The organism is Caballeronia zhejiangensis (genome assembly GCF_000698575.1).
Classification (GTDB): Bacteria; Pseudomonadota; Gammaproteobacteria; order Burkholderiales; family Burkholderiaceae; genus Caballeronia; species Caballeronia zhejiangensis.
This window is the reverse complement of record NZ_JFHD01000010.1, coordinates 63,628-79,845: the sequence shown is the minus strand read 5'-3', so window position 1 is coordinate 79,845 and position 16,218 is coordinate 63,628. Positions and strand designations below refer to the sequence as shown.

17 protein-coding genes are annotated in these 16,218 nt (G+C 62.4%); 6 read left to right on the top strand and 11 right to left on the bottom strand.

Annotated features, from left to right (window positions below):
* Positions 1 to 13: 13 nt before the first annotated feature.
* Positions 14 to 523 (bottom strand): cupin domain-containing protein, encoded by a 510-nt coding sequence (locus BG60_RS15295; protein WP_008353063.1) that lies wholly within the window; start codon positions 521 to 523, stop codon positions 14 to 16.
* A gap of 88 nt (positions 524 to 611) precedes the next feature.
* On the opposite strand from BG60_RS15295, the gene BG60_RS15290 reads away from it, so the two are divergent.
* Positions 612 to 1,343, top strand: a complete 732-nt coding sequence (locus tag BG60_RS15290; RefSeq protein ID WP_008353061.1) for an ABC transporter substrate-binding protein — start codon at positions 612 to 614, stop codon at positions 1,341 to 1,343.
* A gap of 14 nt (positions 1,344 to 1,357) precedes the next feature.
* Positions 1,358 to 1,780, top strand: a complete 423-nt coding sequence (locus tag BG60_RS15285; RefSeq protein ID WP_008353060.1) for a GNAT family N-acetyltransferase — start codon at positions 1,358 to 1,360, stop codon at positions 1,778 to 1,780.
* 50 nt (positions 1,781 to 1,830) lie between these two features.
* On the opposite strand, the gene BG60_RS15280 is transcribed toward BG60_RS15285, so the two are convergent.
* Positions 1,831 to 2,520, bottom strand: a complete 690-nt coding sequence (locus BG60_RS15280) for a DJ-1/PfpI family protein (RefSeq protein ID WP_008353057.1) — start codon at positions 2,518 to 2,520, stop codon at positions 1,831 to 1,833.
* A 120-nt stretch (positions 2,521 to 2,640) separates the two neighbouring features.
* Between BG60_RS15280 and BG60_RS15275 the strand changes: the two genes are divergently transcribed.
* Together BG60_RS15275 and BG60_RS15270 are read left to right on the top strand one after the other, a co-directional pair.
* Complete coding sequence (locus tag BG60_RS15275; protein WP_008353055.1) at positions 2,641 to 3,627, top strand: GlxA family transcriptional regulator; 987 nt, start codon at positions 2,641 to 2,643, stop codon at positions 3,625 to 3,627.
* Positions 3,628 to 3,803: 176 nt separating this feature from the next.
* Complete coding sequence (locus BG60_RS15270; protein ID WP_008353053.1) at positions 3,804 to 6,725, top strand: bifunctional diguanylate cyclase/phosphodiesterase; 2,922 nt, start codon at positions 3,804 to 3,806, stop codon at positions 6,723 to 6,725.
* A 9-nt stretch (positions 6,726 to 6,734) separates the two neighbouring features.
* Here BG60_RS15270 and BG60_RS15265 read toward each other — a convergent pair whose 3' ends face one another.
* Positions 6,735 to 6,971 carry a hypothetical protein gene (locus BG60_RS15265; protein WP_008353052.1) on the bottom strand — a complete coding sequence of 79 codons (237 nt, stop codon included), beginning with the start codon at positions 6,969 to 6,971 and terminating at the stop codon, positions 6,735 to 6,737.
* A 121-nt stretch (positions 6,972 to 7,092) separates the two neighbouring features.
* Here BG60_RS15265 and BG60_RS15260 point away from each other — a divergent pair, with 121 nt between their 5' ends.
* Both BG60_RS15260 and pqqA read left to right on the top strand, forming a co-directional pair.
* Complete coding sequence (locus BG60_RS15260) at positions 7,093 to 7,326, top strand: DUF2795 domain-containing protein (RefSeq protein ID WP_008353051.1); 234 nt, start codon at positions 7,093 to 7,095, stop codon at positions 7,324 to 7,326.
* Between the two features lie 468 nt (positions 7,327 to 7,794).
* On the top strand, positions 7,795 to 7,869 hold the full coding sequence (gene pqqA / locus BG60_RS39950; protein ID WP_008353049.1) for a pyrroloquinoline quinone precursor peptide PqqA: 75 nt from the start codon (positions 7,795 to 7,797) through the stop codon (positions 7,867 to 7,869).
* A gap of 64 nt (positions 7,870 to 7,933) precedes the next feature.
* Here pqqA and BG60_RS15250 read toward each other — a convergent pair whose 3' ends face one another.
* From BG60_RS15250 to eutB, 8 genes are all read right to left on the bottom strand, one after another.
* Positions 7,934 to 8,167: a hypothetical protein gene (locus tag BG60_RS15250; protein ID WP_008353048.1), complete on the bottom strand. Its 234-nt coding sequence runs from the start codon at positions 8,165 to 8,167 to the stop codon at positions 7,934 to 7,936.
* A 129-nt stretch (positions 8,168 to 8,296) separates the two neighbouring features.
* Positions 8,297 to 9,715, bottom strand: a complete 1,419-nt coding sequence (locus BG60_RS15245; RefSeq protein ID WP_008353047.1) for an aspartate aminotransferase family protein — start codon at positions 9,713 to 9,715, stop codon at positions 8,297 to 8,299.
* A gap of 47 nt (positions 9,716 to 9,762) precedes the next feature.
* Positions 9,763 to 11,241, bottom strand: a complete 1,479-nt coding sequence (locus tag BG60_RS15240; RefSeq protein WP_008353045.1) for an NAD-dependent succinate-semialdehyde dehydrogenase — start codon at positions 11,239 to 11,241, stop codon at positions 9,763 to 9,765.
* 195 nt (positions 11,242 to 11,436) lie between these two features.
* A complete protein-coding gene (locus tag BG60_RS15235; protein WP_033537078.1) occupies positions 11,437 to 11,916 on the bottom strand; it encodes an Lrp/AsnC family transcriptional regulator in 480 nt (159 codons plus the stop codon).
* Positions 11,917 to 11,920: 4 nt separating this feature from the next.
* Complete coding sequence (doeB, locus tag BG60_RS15230) at positions 11,921 to 12,943, bottom strand: N(2)-acetyl-L-2,4-diaminobutanoate deacetylase DoeB (RefSeq protein ID WP_008353039.1); 1,023 nt, start codon at positions 12,941 to 12,943, stop codon at positions 11,921 to 11,923.
* Positions 12,944 to 12,947: 4 nt separating this feature from the next.
* A complete protein-coding gene (gene doeA, locus BG60_RS15225) occupies positions 12,948 to 14,174 on the bottom strand; it encodes an ectoine hydrolase DoeA (RefSeq protein WP_008353038.1) in 1,227 nt (408 codons plus the stop codon).
* An 11-nt stretch (positions 14,175 to 14,185) separates the two neighbouring features.
* A complete protein-coding gene (locus BG60_RS15220; RefSeq protein ID WP_008353036.1) occupies positions 14,186 to 15,190 on the bottom strand; it encodes a cyclodeaminase in 1,005 nt (334 codons plus the stop codon).
* A gap of 4 nt (positions 15,191 to 15,194) precedes the next feature.
* Positions 15,195 to 16,160 (bottom strand): hydroxyectoine utilization dehydratase EutB, encoded by a 966-nt coding sequence (eutB, locus tag BG60_RS15215; protein WP_008353033.1) that lies wholly within the window; start codon positions 16,158 to 16,160, stop codon positions 15,195 to 15,197.
* Between the last annotated feature and the right edge of the window lie 58 nt (positions 16,161 to 16,218).

Here is a 16,218-nt window from a genome sequence, read left to right as displayed (position 1 = left end):
CGCGTGCGTATCGTCATACTTCGGGGTTCAGGCGCTGTATCAATTCGCGATGTTGCGGATAGCGCGCCTCCAGCGTGCCCGGCACGGCCAGTTCGAACTCGCTGAACTCGAAACCCGGCGCCACCGTGCAGCCGACGAGCGATACGCCTTCTCTATCGTGACATTCCGCCGCGAACCAGTCGCCCGCTTCGACGACGGTCTGAAACACGGCATCGGCACGATCGAGCGCATTGCCGAGCCGATGCGTGACTAGCGTTCCGTTCGCTTTGAGCACATGCACGTCGATCGGATCGCCTGCGTAGAAGTGCCAGACTTCATCGGAGCGAATGCGATGCCATGCCGAATGCGCGCCATCGCAAAGCAAAAAGTAGATCGCGGTGGACGCCGAACGCGTTTCGCGTTCGTCCTCGCGCACGACGTTGCCGCTCGCGCGATACGTCTCGCGAAAGAAGCCGCCTTCGGGATGCGGCTCGAGCTTCAGACGCCGAATGATTTCGCTGCTGTCGATGCGTTCGCGTTGCATGTCGTTCCTTTGGCAGAGCGGTTGCGGTTCGCGTATTCTGCATCGGATTGCTCGTATCGCCATGCTCTTCAACTCATCGACCAACACCATGACTCTTTCTTCTTCCTTGCTCAACGCTTTCGCGCCGACCGGCACGCTGCGCGCGTCGATCAATCTCGGCAATCCGATCCTCGCGCATCGCACCGACAGCGGCGAGCCGGGCGGCGTATCGGTGGACATCGCGCGCGAGCTGGCGTCGCGGCTCGGCGTGCCTGTCGCTTTCACGTCGTTCGACCGGGCCGCCGAATCGGTCGAAGCCGTCACGAACGAAAGCGCGGACGTCGGCTTCTTCGCGATCGATCCGCTGCGCGGTGCGGGCATCGCCTTCACCGCGCCGTACGTGCTGATCGAAGGCTGTTATCTCGTGCGCGAGGCATCGCCGCTCACGCGCAATGAAGATGTGGATCGCGAAGGCAATCGCATCATGGTCGGCAAGGGCAGCGCGTATGACCTCTTTCTCACGCGCGAGATCAAGCATGCGCAGATCGTACGCACGGCGTCGTCGCAGGCCGTCGTCGAAGCCTTCCTGCGTGACGGCCTCGAAGTCGCCGCGGGCGTGAAGCAGCAACTCGAAGCCGACGCGTCACGCACGCCCGGACTGCGCCTGCTCGACGGACGCTTCATGGTGATCCAGCAGGCGATGGGCTTGCCGAAGCGCCGCGGCGACGAAGCCGCGCTTTATCTGCGCGACTTCGTGGAGGATGTGAAGCGCTCGGGCTTCGTCGCCGCTGCGCTTGCACGGCACGGTATCAAGGGGGCATCGGTTGCCCCGGCAGCGTAATCGCTCACGCGTCGATGAACGCCGGCGTCACGCTCGCCATCACCGACTGGATCGACGCGACGTTCGAGCGCGACGTCGCGGGCGGGCTTGCCGCGTTCAACCGCGCGCAACTCGGGCCGAGCCATCAACGCGATCTGGCGGTGTCGCTCTATCGCGATGACGACTTTCTGGGCGGGCTCGCAGGCTACACGGCGTGGGACTGGCTCTTCGTGAAATGGCTGTGGATACGCGAGGACGCGCGCGGCGCCGGACTCGGCGCACGCGCGCTCGAAGCCGCCGAAAGCGAAGCAAAAAAACGAGGATGCCGCGCCGCGTGGCTCGATACGGTCAACCCCGCAGCGCGCGCCCTCTACGCGCGCTGTGGTTACGAGCTTTTCGGCGAACTCGCGGATTTTCATGCGGGTCAGCCGCGCTACTTCATGCAAAAGCGCTTCTAGTCATTTGGCGTTTTGCATTTCGCATGCATGAGACCAAAGCGCATTTTGAATTAAGCATGCGATTTCAGCCGTTCCGCGACACGCGCCGTGATCGCACTGCGCGCGGCCAGCGACGGCGCGCAACGCTCGCGCACATCGTTCGCGACCGCGGCGGGCGCGCGCGCCGGATCGCCCGAGTCGAACGGCGGCGCCGGCGCGTATTCCATCTGCAATTGAATCGCCTGCGCTTCGTGCTCGCCGACGAGTTCGGCCGCGAGCGTCAGCGCGAAATCGATGCCCGCCGTGATGCCGCCGCCCGTGAACAGGTTGCCGTCGCGCACGACGCGCTCGTGCACCGGAATCGCGCCCAAATCCGGGAGCAGATCGTGATACGCCCAGTGCGTCGTCGCACGCTTGCCGCGCAAAAGCCCCGCCGCGCCGAGCACGAGCGAGCCGGTGCAAACCGAGGTCACGTAGCGCGCGCCCGCCGCCTGTTCGCGGAGGAAGGCGAGCGTTTCCTCGTCTTCCATCAGATCGCCGACGCCTGAACCGCCCGGCACGCACAGCACATCGAGCACGGGGCAATCCGCGTAGGTCACGTCGGGCGTCAGGATCATGCCGGCGCTCGACCGGACGGGCTCGCGCGTCTTCCAGACGAGATGCACCTTCGTGTCGGCCATGTGCGCGAACACGTCGTAGGGGCCGGTCATGTCGAGTTGCTGCACGCGAGGAAAAAGCAACAGGCCGATATGTAGCGTCATCGTTTTCTCCTTGATCGAGCGTGTTTTTCGTGTGGACGAACCGATGCTACGCCGCTACGCTATGGCGAATTCGACACATAACCCACGTTTTACGCCAACTTGTCTTTCGTGGAAAACGCCATGCGAACCATCGACGTGCTCGCCTTCCCCAACGTGCAGTTGCTCGACGTCGCGGGCCCGTTGCAGGTGTTCGCGTCCGCCAATGACCTGGCGGTCGCGGCGGGCTTGCAGCGGCCGTATCAGCCGCGCGTGGTTGCGCGGGGCGGCACGGTGAACGCGTCGGCGGGACTGGGGCTCGTCGGCGAGGCATTGCCCGATGCGAGCGAAGCGTGCGACACGCTGATCGTCGCGGGCGGCTGGGGCGTGCACGAAGCGGTGCACGACCGTGAACTGGTCGATTGGGTGCGCGCGCGTTCGGCGCACGCGCGGCGCACGGCGTCCGTTTGCACGGGCGCGTTTCTGCTTGCCGCCGCCGGCCTTCTCGACGAACGCCGCGCCGTGACGCACTGGACGCGCTGCGGGGAACTCGCCACGCGCTTCCCGGCGATCCACGTCGAGCCCGATCCGATCTTCATCCGCGACGGCGACGTATGGACATCCGCGGGCGTCACGGCGGGCATCGACCTGTCGCTTGCGCTCGTCGAAGACGATCTCGGCCGCGCGCTCGCGCTCGACGTCGCGCGCCATCTCGTCGTGTTCCTCAAGCGCCCCGGCGGGCAGGCGCAGTTCAGCGCGGCGCTGTCGTTGCAGAAGTCGGGCGAACGTTTCGGCGAGCTGCATGCGTGGATCGCTGAAAATCTCGCGGCGGATCTTTCGGTCGGCGTGCTTGCCGCGCGTGTCGGCATGAGCGAGCGCAGCTTCGTGCGCCATTACCGCGCGCAAACCGGCATGACGCCCGCGCGCTCGATCGAACGCATGCGCCTCGAAGCCGCGCGCCGCCTGCTCGGCGATACGGCGCTTCCCGTAAAGCGCATCGCCGCGCGCTGCGGATTCGGCACCGAGGAAACGATGCGGCGCGGTTTTCTGCGTTCGCTGGGCGTGTCGCCGCAGGCGTATCGCGAGAGATTTACCGGGCACGATCGCGTCGAAACCGCGCATCCGGCATGAATGCCCGTATGCATTGCGGCACGAGCGGCTTTTTTTGAACCGCATGCTCAAGGCTGTATGCTCCGTGCCGTTACCCATATAGAGCCTTTGCTTGTTACGCGCGCCCGGAGCAGCGTGCGAGCGCAGTCGCTGAACGAGACCCGCCCGACGTGGCGGCAATATGGCCTGGAGCGCCGATGAGTGTGTTTCCCGCGTACGACGCGCAGGTTGCCCGCGCAACCGCGGTCGAGCCTGCAACCGTGGCGGCGACCGATGAAAAGATTTTCGCGAGCGTGGCGTCATCGATCGACGCATTGCTGCGCGAGGCCGCCGCGATGGGCTGCCCGCAGCAATGGGCGTGGTATCGCGCGGGCGAGCAGTTGCATCTCGAGCGGCGCGGCGATGCAGCGCTTCCCGATGCGCAGGAATGGCCGCATGGCATCGCCGAGGAACGCCTGACGGAGGTGTGCATCGATAACGGCTGGCACTGCTGGCCGACCGGACGCGGCGAGAGCGTGCTCGGCTGGCTGCTCGCGCCGGTCACGCATCGCGACGACGCGCATCTCGCCGAACTCGCGCGCACGCTCGGCGAGCGCGTGCAGGCCGATGCCCTCGCACGCGCGCAACTCACGCAGCGCGTGCTTTATGAAATCGCCTATCTGGCGAGTTCCGTGCCCGAGCGCGCCGATTTTCTGCGCGGCGTGCATGAACGGCTCGGCACGCTCATCGACGCGGAGAACTTCTATCTCGCACTCTACGATCGCAAGACGGGCAAGATCACGTATCCGTATTATGTCGACGTCATCGATACCGACGTCGTCGCGGCCGAAAACTACGACATCCTGAATCCGGAACGTCTTTCGATGACGGGTCGCGTGCTCACGAGCGCGCAGCCGCTTTTCATCACCGCCGGGGATATTTGCGCGGCGGAGCGCGCGGGCCATTTCTATTGCATCGGCGACCGCCCCGAGTTCTGGATGGGCGCGCCGCTCAAGAATGCGAGCGACGAGGTATTCGGCATGCTCGCGATGCAGGTCTATGACGTATCGCGCATTTATACCGTCGAGGACCGCGCGCTCTTTCTGGTCGTCGCACGACATGTGGCGATGGCGCTCGACCGCATCCTGCATCGCGCCGATCTCGAAGAGCAGGTCGCGCACCGCACGTCCGAACTGTCGAAGCTCAACGCGGCGCTGCGTCACGGCATCGCCGAGCGCGAACGATCCGAGCATCTGCAAGCTGCGCTCTACCAGATCGCAGAATTGTCGAGCCGTCCCGGCGACATGATGGAGTTCTTGCGCAGCCTGCATGGGATCGTCGGCGAATTGCTTTACGCGCGCAATTTTTATATCGCACTCATCGAACCGGAAACGGACGAAGTGTCGTTCCCGTATTACGTCGATGAAATCGTGCAGGAGCGCCCCGCGCCGCGACGCGGACAACGCGGCCTCACCGAATATGTGATCCGCGAGCGGCGCGCGCGGCTGATCGATCATGCGGAGGCGCTGCGTCTCATCGAAGAAGGCGCGTTCGAGATCGAGCATAGCGAAGTGCGTCTGCGATCGTGGCTCGGCATTCCGCTCTTCGATGGCGATGTCGTGCGCGGCGTGCTCGCCGTGCAAAGCTATTCGCCGCTCGTGCGCTATTCGCTGCGCGATCAGGAACTGCTCACCTTCGTGTCGCGGCATATCGATACGGCGCTTTCGCGTCGGCGCGATGCCGAAGCGCTGCATGCCGCGAACCTCGAACTTGAAGCGCGGGTCCAGGCGCGCACGCGCGAACTCGACGATGTCAACGCACGCCTGCTTTATGAGAACTCGCACGATTCATTGACGGGCTTGCCGAATCGAAGCCATCTGATGCACAAGCTGCGCTGCGCATGGCAGGACTATCAGACGCGCGGCGACCAACTCTCGGTGATGTTCATCGACCTCGACCGATTCAAGGTCGTGAACGACAGCCTCGGCCATCACTTCGGCGACATGCTGCTGGTTCAGGCCGCGGCGCGCTTGCGCGATTGCCTGCGTTCGACGGATCTGCTCGCGCGCCTCGGCGGGGACGAATTCGCCGTGCTCTCCCCGGATGCACACGTTCGCGATGCGGTATCGATCGCCAAGCGTATTCTGGCCGCGTTCGATCTGCCCTTTCACATCGAAGAGCATGTCGTGTTTTCGTCGTGCAGCATTGGCATCGTGAGCGCGGACAGCCAGTTCCATACCGAGCCCGCCGACCTGTTGCGCGACGCCGATACCGCGATGTATCGCGTGAAAAATGCGGGACGCGACAGCTTCGTCGTGTTCAATCAGGAACTGCGACGTCAGGTGTCGGACCAGGTGGAACGTGAGGGCGCATTGCGCAATGCGATCAAGCGCGATGACGAACTGCTGCCTTATTTCCAGCCTATCGTCGACGTAAAGAGCGGTGAGATCGTCGCGCTCGAAGCGTTGATCCGCTGGCATCAACCCGATGGCCATATCGTCGGGCCGGGTGAATTTCTTCCTTCGGTCGAAGGCTTGAGGCTCATCGGCAGACTCGATCTATACATGCTCGAACGCGTTGCCGCGATTCTCTCGAATGCGCGCTTCGCGCACTGGCCGCCGGTGCATGTGAACTGCTCCAGCTATAGCATGACGCGCCCCGAATTCGCCGATGACGTTCTGGCGCTATTGCGTCGCTATCGCGTCTCGCCGTCGCGCGTGTGCCTCGAGCTTACCGAAGGCGCGCTCGTGGCCGAGCCCGATCTCGCGCGGCGCACCATGCAGCGACTGGCCGACAACGGCATGTCTGTCGTGCTCGACGATTTCGGCGCGGGTTTTTCGTCGCTCAGTTATGTGCATCAATACCAGTTCACCGGCCTCAAGATCGACAAGTCGTTCATTCTCGAACTGACCGAAAGCCCGCGCAGCCGTGCGATCGTGCGCGCGATCGTGCGCATGGCGGAATCGCTCGATCTGACGCTCGTCGCGGAAGGCGTCGAAGATGCGGCGACGCTCGCCGTGTTGCGCGACATGGGCGCGGCGCAGGCGCAGGGCTATTTCTTCGACAAGCCGCTGCCGCTCGACGCGCTCACACGCACCGCGCTCGCTCCGCGCGCGACGACGGCAAGCGCGGCACTGTAGCCGCGTGCATCAAGGCATGCCGCCCAGCGACGGTGAAATGATGCTGCCCGGCTCGCCCTTCGGCGCACCGCTCTCATCGGCCACGGCGCGTGTCGACACCGGCGCGTGGTTCTTCGCGCAGGTCTCGACCGAGTCGCTGCCGAGGCATTGCTGAAAGCCATCGGCAGTTGCCTTGGTGTCGAAGCTATAGATGATCTCGCCGACCTTGACTTCGGTGTCGGAGATGCGGTCTGCTGCAATAGCCATGTTATGTCTCGCCTCGATTTCGGTTGGAACGTATCGACAATTCAGCATCAACCGATCCCGGTGACGGGTACGCGCGTTGCTGAATCGTCAGGGTTATCGTCGAATCGAAAAGGAGGCGGAAATGGCACAGCATCCCGCGCATTCGCAGAATCACCGGCATCCGGATGAGCCGCGCCCGGAAGAAATCGCGCGCGTGCTAAAGGGCGCCGACTATCCGATGGGCAAGGAAAAACTTCTGACGCTCGCGAAAAGCAATGGCGCGGACGGCGAGGTCTTGGCCGTGCTCAACAAAATGACCGATCGCAATTTCGACAGCGAAGATGCGGTGCTGCGCGAAGCCACGCGCGTCGAGTAACAGCGACATAACTTTCGCTTATTCCGCAATGCGGCATTCAATCCTGCCGCCCCACGCTTTCGATCTTTCCGCAAGGCACGTGTTTGACGAGGAAAATGTAATGGCCGAAAAACCCGCAGCTCCCGATACGCACGACAAGCCGCGTGCGCCCGGAGGCAATAATCTGAGCAATATCGACCCTGCTGAAGCAGACCGGGTCATCCCTCGGCCGGGAGAGGCAATGGAACCCGACCCGGTCCATGATCCTGACAAGATCGGCACGACACCTGACGATTCGGGAAATCGCCCGAGACCGCTATAAAAAATTTAAATGAACGCCGGTGCAATTTCCAATCGTGTCATACCTGTTCTCGCGCTAGCATCTAAAGTGCGTCGATTTGGGATGCGCGGCTTTGCACGGCGCCTGCAGCAGAAGAACCGCGCAATGGCCCGGCATCCGTCTGGCCAATCATTGCACAAGGAGGCTCTATGAAGTGGGAAACCCCGAGTTTCACGGATATGCGCTTCGGCTTTGAAATCACGATGTATATCGCGACGCGCTAATCGGAAATGACAAAACGGCCACCTGAGTGGCCGTTTTGTTTTATGGGCGCGTCGAATCGATGCGTCAATCTTTGCCCGGCGTCCTGGATTGTTCGTTCGCGGGATCGGGAAGATCTGCGTTCTGTGCGTCAAGCCCGCCCTTTCCTGCAATTTCCGGCTCATTGCCCGATCCATAAGGCACTTCCGCCGTCTGATGCGGATGCTGATCGAGCCGACGGTTCTCCGGTTCGATCTCCGCTGCATTCGGGTGAGGCGCGGAATGCGGTTGCTGATGGCGTTTCTCTTCGCTCTCGCTCATCGTGAATCTCCTTTCGATGGGGCACCGAAGATTACTCAGCAACGCACGTTCCTTCAGAATCGCAAAAAGGGCCCGCAATGTTTCGCGAGCCTCTGCCAACACAACTACCCATACCGCTACTCAAGAGAATCAGATCGCTTGCGTAGCGAGTGCCGAGCCGATAACTTCGTTCGCCACCGCATCCACGGCCTGCTTCACGATGCCGACGATTTCGTCCGCTTCTTCACGCGTCGTGACGAGCGGCGGCGCGAAGCCGAGGATATCGCCATGCGGCATGGCGCGCGCGATCACGCCGCGTTCGAGTGCTGCCGCCGATACCTTCGGGCCGACCTTCAGCGCGGCGTCGAACGGCGTGCGCGCGTCCTTGTCGGCCATGAATTCGAGCGCCGCGAGCATGCCCGCGCCGCGCACTTCGCCGACGAGCGGATGCGAATCGAAAGCCGTGTGCAATTGCTGCTGGAAATACGCGCCGACATCGGCGGCATTCTGCGTCAGGTTTTCGCGCTCGAGAATATCGAGGTTCGCGATAGCAGCAGCCGCGCAAATGGGATGCCCCGAATACGTCCAGCCGTGTCCCATCGGACCATGTTCCCGCGAGCCCTTCTCGATCACGTCCCACACCTTCTCGCCGACGATCACGCCCGACAGCGGCGCATAGGCGCTCGTCAGGCCCTTCGCGACCGTGATGAGATCGGGCTTGATGCCGAAGTGCTGCGCGCCCATTTTCGAGCCGAGACGGCCGAAGCCGCACACGACTTCATCGGAGATCAAAAGAATGTCGTGCTTCCGCAGAACATCCTGGATAGCTTCCCAATAACCTTGCGGCGGCGCGATGATACCGCCCGTGCCCATGACCGGTTCGGCGATGAATGCAGCGATCGTATCCGCGCCTTCTTTCGCAATCAGCTTTTCGAGTTCATCGACGCAATACGCGGTGAATTGCGCTTCGCTCATGCCGGCGGGCGCCTTGCGATACCAGTGCGGACACACCGTGTGCTTTACGCGGTCGATCGGCAGATCGAAGTTCTGATGAAAGCTCGGCAGGCCCGTGAGACTGCCCGTCACGATGCCCGAACCGTGATAACCGCGCTCGCGCGAGATGATCTTCTTCTTGTTCGGACGGCCGAGAACATTGTTGTAATACCAGACGATCTTGATCTGCGTTTCGTTCGCATCCGATCCCGACATGCCGTAATACACCTTCTTCATGCCCTCGGGCGACCAGTCGATGATGCGCGACGACAGCTCGATGATCGTATCGGTCGAGTGACCGACATACGTGTGGTAATACGCGAGCTTCTTCGCCTGCTCATAGATTGCGTCGGCTACTTCGGTGCGGCCATAGCCGATGTTCACGCAATAGAGGCCCGCGAATGCGTCGATATAACTTTTACCTTGATGATCCTGAATGCGGATGCCCTTCGCGCCCGTGACGATCTTGCCGGGCAGCGCGCCGCTCGCGTGATCGTGTGCATGCGTGGACGGATGCATGAAGTGCGCGCGGTCTTCGGCGAACAGTTGCTCGAGCGATTGATTCTGCTGGGTCATGTGCTTCTCCTTGATATGCGGTACTGCGTGTCTCTGAGGATAGGTCTTCAGGCCGCGCTCGTGAGCGGCAGGCCGAGATTGCCGAGGCAAAAGTATTTCGTTTCGACGAAGGGCTCGAAGCCTTCCGCGCCGCCTTCGCGTCCGAGGCCCGATGCCTTCATGCCGCCGAACGGAATCGGCGCGCCGGTGAACTTCACGCCGTTGACCGACACCATCGCGAAATCGAGTCGGCGCACGAGCTGGAAGATCGTGTCGATGCGCGTCGCACAGACGTAGGCGGCGAGGCCGTATTCGGTGTCGTTGGCGCGCGTCACGGCTTCGTCGAGCGTATCGAACGGCGAGATCGCGGAGATCGGCGCGAAGTTCTCTTCGTCGTAGATACGCATGCCCGGTCTGGCATCGGCGACGACGGTCGGTTCATAAAACCAGCCACCGAGCGCATGAGCTTTGCCGCCGACGGTGATGCGCGCGCCTTGCGCCTTTGCATCCTCGACACGAGCGACGGTCGCATCGAATGCGGCCTGATGCATGAGCGGACCGACATCGACATCTGCTTCGAAGGCCGTCCCTACTTTCAGCGCTTTCACCGCTTGCGTGTAGCGTTCGACGAACCGTTCATAAAGCGGACGCGCGACGAGAATGCGGTTCGCAGCGCAGCAATCCTGCCCCGAGGTTTGAAACTTCGCGCCCACTGCAACGCGCACGGCCTGTTCCAGGTCCGCGTCTTCCGTCACGATGAAAGGCGCGTTGCCGCCCAGTTCCAATGCGAGCTTCTTGATGCCCGCCTGCGCTGCCGTCTTCGCAACGAGACCGCCGACGCGCGTCGACCCCGTGAAGCTCACGGCGCGCACGCGCGTATCGCTGACGAGCGTTTCCATCGCCATTTGTGGCTCGCCGATCACGACGTTGAACACGCCCGGCGGAAAGCCTGCTTCTTCGGCGAGTTGTGCGAGTGCGATCGCGGAGAACGGCGTTTCATGCGCGGGCTTCACGACGACGGTGCAGCCCGCGGCAATCGCGGCGGCGGCCTTGCGCGTGATCATCGCGACGGGGAAATTCCACGGCGTGATCAATGCCGCGACGCCGACCGGTTCCATCACGGTGCCGAGATGCGCGCCATCGATATGCGTCGGAATGGTGCGGCCCGCCAGGCGTTTCGCTTCGTTCGCGAACCATTCGACGAAGCTCGCCGCATAGGTGATTTCGCCTTTGGATTCCGCGAGCGGCTTGCCTTGCTCGAGCGACAAAATGCCGGCAAGGTCCGATTGATGACGCATGATGAGTTCATGCCAGCGCAGGAGCAGCGCACTGCGCTTTCGCTGCGGCATCCAGCGCCATGACTGGAATGCGCGATCGGCGGCATCGATGGTGGCGACGATTTGCGCCTGATCGAGCATCGGGACATGGCCGATGACGTTCTGATCGGCGGGATTGGTTACTGCAATCGATGCGGCGCTGTCGCTGTGAATCCAGCGGCCGTCGACATAACAGAGGGATTTGAATAGAACGGGATGGCCCAGCAGCATGTTCGTCTCCTTGCTCAAAGCGTGCTTGATTTGCATGGTTCGATGGGTCCACTTTAAGAGCGTTGCCGCGATGGAGTTTTTTGTTATTGCCCTCGGGCGGTTGGTGTTTTTTCTGTTTTTTCTGTGCTTCTTTTTGCGTTTTTTTTGGGCTTCCCCGAGCCGACACAAATACGGGATCCGGCAACCAAAAAATAACTAAACCACATCGTCAACCCAATCCGGCGGCCCTTCCGTACTATTCTTCACGACTTTCGTAACGATATAAGTGAAGTACCGCTCGATACCCAACTCTTCGACGAGCAAAGAATCGATGAACCGCTGATAGTGATCGATATCCCGCGACACGACGTGCAGCACGTAATCCACGCCGCCGCCGGTGGCATAACACTGCACGATCTCGGAAGCCGCCGCGACGCGCTCCTCGAAGCGCCGCATATCTTGCGCGGTATGACGCGAAAGCGTCACCTCAACGACAATACGGCTGCCCTTGAAAGCAGCCGTCCAGTCGATATCCGCGCGATAGCCCTTGATAAGCCCGCTGTCTTCGAGTTTCTTCACACGCTCCCACGCGGGCGAGATCGACAAATTGACCTCTTCCGCAAGGCGCGATTTCGTTATGCGGCCATCCCGCGCAAGAATGCGCAGAATGGCCAGATCGTAGCGGTCGAGCTTGATCAACTTACACGCTCACGGCAATGTTGCGTTCGACGATATCCGCGACCACGGCCACGGTGTCGCCCATCTGCACGAGGCCCGGAAAATGCCGCGCCGCAAGCAGTCCGTCACGCTTCGCGCGATATTCAACCGGCGTCGCGCCCGTGCGCGTAACGTCATACACGCGCGCAAGCACATCGCCCGCTCTCACCATGTCGCCGAGATCGCGGCACATTTCGAGCAGGCCCGTATGCTCGCTCGTCGTGTAGCAGGAACCATCCGGCATGTCGAGCAACGTCGTCGTGCGCGCTTCGCCGCGAACCACCTCCTTCTCGATGATGCCCGCATACGCGAGAAAGCCGTACACGCCGCGCTCCGCCACCGCGACGCTCTTCGCCGTCGACGAACCGCCACCGCCCAGTTCCGTCGAGACGAACACCTTGCCCGCTTCCTCGGCCGCGCTGTCATACAGACCGATGCTGTCGAGTTCGAGCATCCGCATCGAATACGGCGCGCCGAATGCACGCATCGCGGCTTCGCAACGCGACTGCTGCGTCCCGTCGTTCAATACATGAATGGCCGCAAACGGCAGAAAATCGAGCGTGCGGCCGCCCGCGTGGATATCGAGCACGTAATCGGCGAGCGGCAACAGATGACGCTGAAAGTAATCCGCGATCTTTTCCGTCACCGTGCCGTCGGGCTTGCCCGGAAAGCTGCGATTCAGATTGCCCGCGTCGATCGGCGAAGTGCGCGAACCCGCGCGAAACGCCGGATAGTTCATGAACGGCACGATGATCACGCGGCCGTTCACGTCGCTTGCCTTCAACGTCGATGCGAGCTTCGCCAGCGCGATCGGCCCTTCGTATTCGTCGCCGTGATTGCCGCCCGTGAGCAGCGCGGTCGGTCCGTCGCCGCGCTTGATCACGGTGACGGGAATCATCACGGCGCCCCACGCGGAATCGTTGCGCGAATACGGCAGCTTCAGAAAGCCGTGCTGTTCGCCCTCTGCATCGAAGTCGACGGTCGGGCTGATCGGTGACGCGCGCATCGTGCTACTCCTTCACGAACAATTTGCGAGGCGTGTTGCAGAAGGTCTCGACGCCGGTGTCCGTAATCAGGATGCTCTCCGTGATTTCGAGGCCCCAGTCGTCGAGCCACAGCCCCGGCATGAAGTGGAACGTCATGCCGGGTTCGAGGACGGTCTGGTCCCCGGGACGCAGGCTCATCGTGCGCTCGCCCCAGTCCGGCGGATAGCTCGCGCCGATCGGATAACCGCAACGGCTATCCTTCTCGATGCCGAACTTGCGCAACACCGCGAAGAATGCATTGGCGACGTCCTCGGTCTTGTTGCCCGGCTTCGCCATCGCGAGACCCGCCTCGATGCCTTCGACGACCGCCTTCTCGCCTTCGATGAAATGCTGCGGCGGGCGGCCGAGATACACCGTGCGCGAGAGCGGGCAGTGATAGCGCTTGAAGCATCCGGCGATTTCGAAGAACGTGCCCGCATTCGCCGTGAACGTCGAGTCGTCCCATGTGAGATGCGGCGCGGCGGCGTCGGAACCCGTCGGCAATAGCGGCACAATCGCGGGATAGTCGCCGCCATAACCTTCGACGCCCGTGATGCCCGCTTCGTAAATCTGCGCGACGAGATCGCTCTTCTTCATGCCCGGCTCGACCGTGTCGAGAATGCGCGCATGCATCTTCTCGACGATGCGCGCCGCGACGCGCATGTACTCGATCTCGCGCTTCGACTTCACTGCGCGCTGCCAGTTGACGAGCGCGGTCGCATCGACGAACTTCGCGTTCGGCAGATGCTGCGTCAGCGACGCATACGCCTTCGCGCTGAAGTAATAGTTGTCCATCTCCACGCCGATGCGCAACGTGTCCCAGCCACGCGCGGCAATTACTTCGGATGACAGATAATCCATCGGATGGCGCACCTGCGACTGCACATAGTGATCCGGGTAGCCGACGATATCGTCGTGCGACATGAACACCGTGCGCTTCGCGCCGTTCGCGTCCTGGCCGCGGCCGTACCAGACCGGATCGCCGTGCATCGCGAGCAGCACGCATTGATGCACGTAGAACGACCAGCCGTCGTAACCGGTGAGCCACGCCATGTTGGTCGGGTCGGTCACGATCATCAGATCGATGCCCGCTTTCTCCATCGCGCGCCGTGTCTTCGCGATCCGCGCGTCGTACTCGCTGCGTTCGAACGGCAGGCGTACCACGGGCGCCCCTCGTTCATCCAGCTTCTTCTGTTGCGTGATTTCGGACATCGTCCCCTCTATCAAGCGGTCACATCGTTGTGGAAAATGGTTCCTGCCTGTGCCGCGCGCGCTCGCTGAATGGCGAGCGTCGCGATCGCGGTGTCTTGCGCGCCGGTGCCGGTCAGATCGCAGACGGTGATCTCGTCATCGCTCATACGGCCTTGAGCCTGTTGCGCGATGACTTCGCCAAGCTCGGCAAAAGATGCATCAGCATCCGTCACGCCCGCTTCGATCGCATGATGCAGCTCGCCGAGCACGCGCACTTGCTGAAGGCGGTCGCACACATAGCGCGCTTTGGCGAACACGTCCGGAGCGATTTCATTCTTGTGCTCCGCATCCGATCCCATCGCGGTGATATGCAAGCCCGGATGCAGATCGCGTGCGTGTATCAGTGGCTCGCGGCTCGGCGTCGTCGTGATGGCGATATCGGCGTGCTTCAACGCCTGGTTCACGCTGTCGGCGACATCGCATGGCAAGTCTTTGCAGTCACGCGCGAACTGCTGCGCGCTCTTCGGATCGCGCGCCCATACGGTCACATGCCCGATGTCGCGCACGAGCCGCAACGCCTTCAATTGCAGACGCGCCTGCTCGCCCGCGCCGATAATCGCGACGCGCTTCGCATCCTTGCGCGCGAGCCAGCGCGATGCAACCGCGCCCGCCGCAGCGGTACGCACGGCGGTGAGATAACCGTTGTCGAGCAACACGGCTTCCGTGAGACCGGTGCGCGCGGACAGCACGAGCATCAGGCCATTGAGGCTCGGAAGTCCGAGCGACGGATTGTTGAAGAAGCCAGGGCTCACCTTGATCGCGAAGCTCGGAAAGCGCGGCAAATAAGCGGTTTTCACGTCGACTTCGCCGGCGTGCTCGGGAATGTCGAGACGCAGGATCGGCGGCATTGCGACGGCTTCGGTCGCGAGCGACTTGAACGCGGCTTCGACTTGCTCGATCGCGTCGAGGTCAAGCGGCACGAGCTTGCGCAATTGCGCCTGCCCGAGCAGCACGGTGGAGGTATCGATGTTGGACATGGGTTCAGGCCGCTCCGATGAGTCGACGATGCGTTGCGATATCGATGTTGCTGCCGCTCACGACGATGACGATCGGTCCGTTCGCGGCTCCAATCGCGCCGTCGAGCAAAGCCGCGATGCCGACCGCCGCCGCGCCTTCTACAACGAGCCGCTCTTCGCGATACGCGTGCACGATGCCGCGCGCGATCGACACTTCATCGAGCAGCACGACATCGTCGATGAGATCGCGCGTCATCGCGAACGTATGTCTGTTATCGAGGCCGATGCCGCCGCCGAGCGAATCGGCGAGTGTTTCGAGTTCATCGACGAACACCGGCTTGCCTGCCGCGAGACTCGCATGCATCGCAGCGCCGCGTTCCATCGACACGCCGATCATCTTCACGTCGGCACGAATGCTTTTCGCCGCGAACGCGACGCCGCTGAATAAGCCGCCGCCCGACAAGGGCACGACGATGCTCGCCGCATCGGGCAGCGCTTCGAGAATTTCAAGGCCGATGGTGGCTTGCCCCGCGATCACGCGTTCGTCGTCGAAGGGCGGCACGAATGCATAGCCTTCTTGGCGCACGAGACGTTGCGCTTCGACCTGTGCATCGTCCTGACTCTTGCCGACGATGACGACACGCGCGCCGAGCGCGGCCACCGCATCGACCTTGTTCTTCGGCACGAGCGACGACATGCACACTGCTGCTTCGATGCCGAGCGCGCGTGCCGCGTGTGCAACCGCGCGGCCATGATTGCCCGTCGATGCGGTGACGACACGCTTGCAGCCTTGCTCCGCGATCTGTGCGAGCGCATTGGTCGCGCCGCGCAGTTTGAAGCTGCCCGTAGGTTGCAGCGTTTCGAGCTTCAGATGAACGGGCACGCCCGCGATGCGCGAGAGCGACAGCGAATGAACCAGCGGCGTGACGAGCGCGCGGCCTTCGATGCGCTGGCGGGCGCGGTAGACATCGGCGAGCGTGAGTGCGGACATGTGCGGCTGAATTGCGTTTGAGCTAACCATGCAACTCAGTCTAATGTCCTAAAAAATC

Excerpts from the sequence above, each read along its gene's own strand:
- doeB (WP_008353039.1), bottom strand. The coding sequence starts at position 12,943 with ATGCGCGCGTCACCGATCAGCCCGACCGTCGACTTCGATGCAGAGGGC.
- BG60_RS15245 (WP_008353047.1), bottom strand. The coding sequence starts at position 9,715 with ATGACCCAGCAGAATCAATCGCTCGAGCAACTGTTCGCCGAAGACCGC.
- BG60_RS15285 (WP_008353060.1), top strand. The coding sequence starts at position 1,358 with ATGAACGCCGGCGTCACGCTCGCCATCACCGACTGGATCGACGCGACG.
- BG60_RS15270 (WP_008353053.1), top strand. The coding sequence starts at position 3,804 with ATGAGTGTGTTTCCCGCGTACGACGCGCAGGTTGCCCGCGCAACCGCG.
- BG60_RS15290 (WP_008353061.1), top strand. The coding sequence starts at position 612 with ATGACTCTTTCTTCTTCCTTGCTCAACGCTTTCGCGCCGACCGGCACG.
- eutB (WP_008353033.1), bottom strand. The coding sequence starts at position 16,160 with ATGTCCGCACTCACGCTCGCCGATGTCTACCGCGCCCGCCAGCGCATC.
- BG60_RS15250 (WP_008353048.1), bottom strand. The coding sequence starts at position 8,167 with ATGAGCGAGAGCGAAGAGAAACGCCATCAGCAACCGCATTCCGCGCCT.
- BG60_RS15240 (WP_008353045.1), bottom strand. The coding sequence starts at position 11,241 with ATGCTGCTGGGCCATCCCGTTCTATTCAAATCCCTCTGTTATGTCGAC.
- doeA (WP_008353038.1), bottom strand. The coding sequence starts at position 14,174 with ATGTCCGAAATCACGCAACAGAAGAAGCTGGATGAACGAGGGGCGCCC.
- BG60_RS15295 (WP_008353063.1), bottom strand. The coding sequence starts at position 523 with ATGCAACGCGAACGCATCGACAGCAGCGAAATCATTCGGCGTCTGAAG.
- BG60_RS15260 (WP_008353051.1), top strand. The coding sequence starts at position 7,093 with ATGGCACAGCATCCCGCGCATTCGCAGAATCACCGGCATCCGGATGAG.
- BG60_RS15265 (WP_008353052.1), bottom strand. The coding sequence starts at position 6,971 with ATGGCTATTGCAGCAGACCGCATCTCCGACACCGAAGTCAAGGTCGGC.
- BG60_RS15220 (WP_008353036.1), bottom strand. The coding sequence starts at position 15,190 with ATGTCCAACATCGATACCTCCACCGTGCTGCTCGGGCAGGCGCAATTG.
- BG60_RS15280 (WP_008353057.1), bottom strand. The coding sequence starts at position 2,520 with ATGACGCTACATATCGGCCTGTTGCTTTTTCCTCGCGTGCAGCAACTC.
- BG60_RS15275 (WP_008353055.1), top strand. The coding sequence starts at position 2,641 with ATGCGAACCATCGACGTGCTCGCCTTCCCCAACGTGCAGTTGCTCGAC.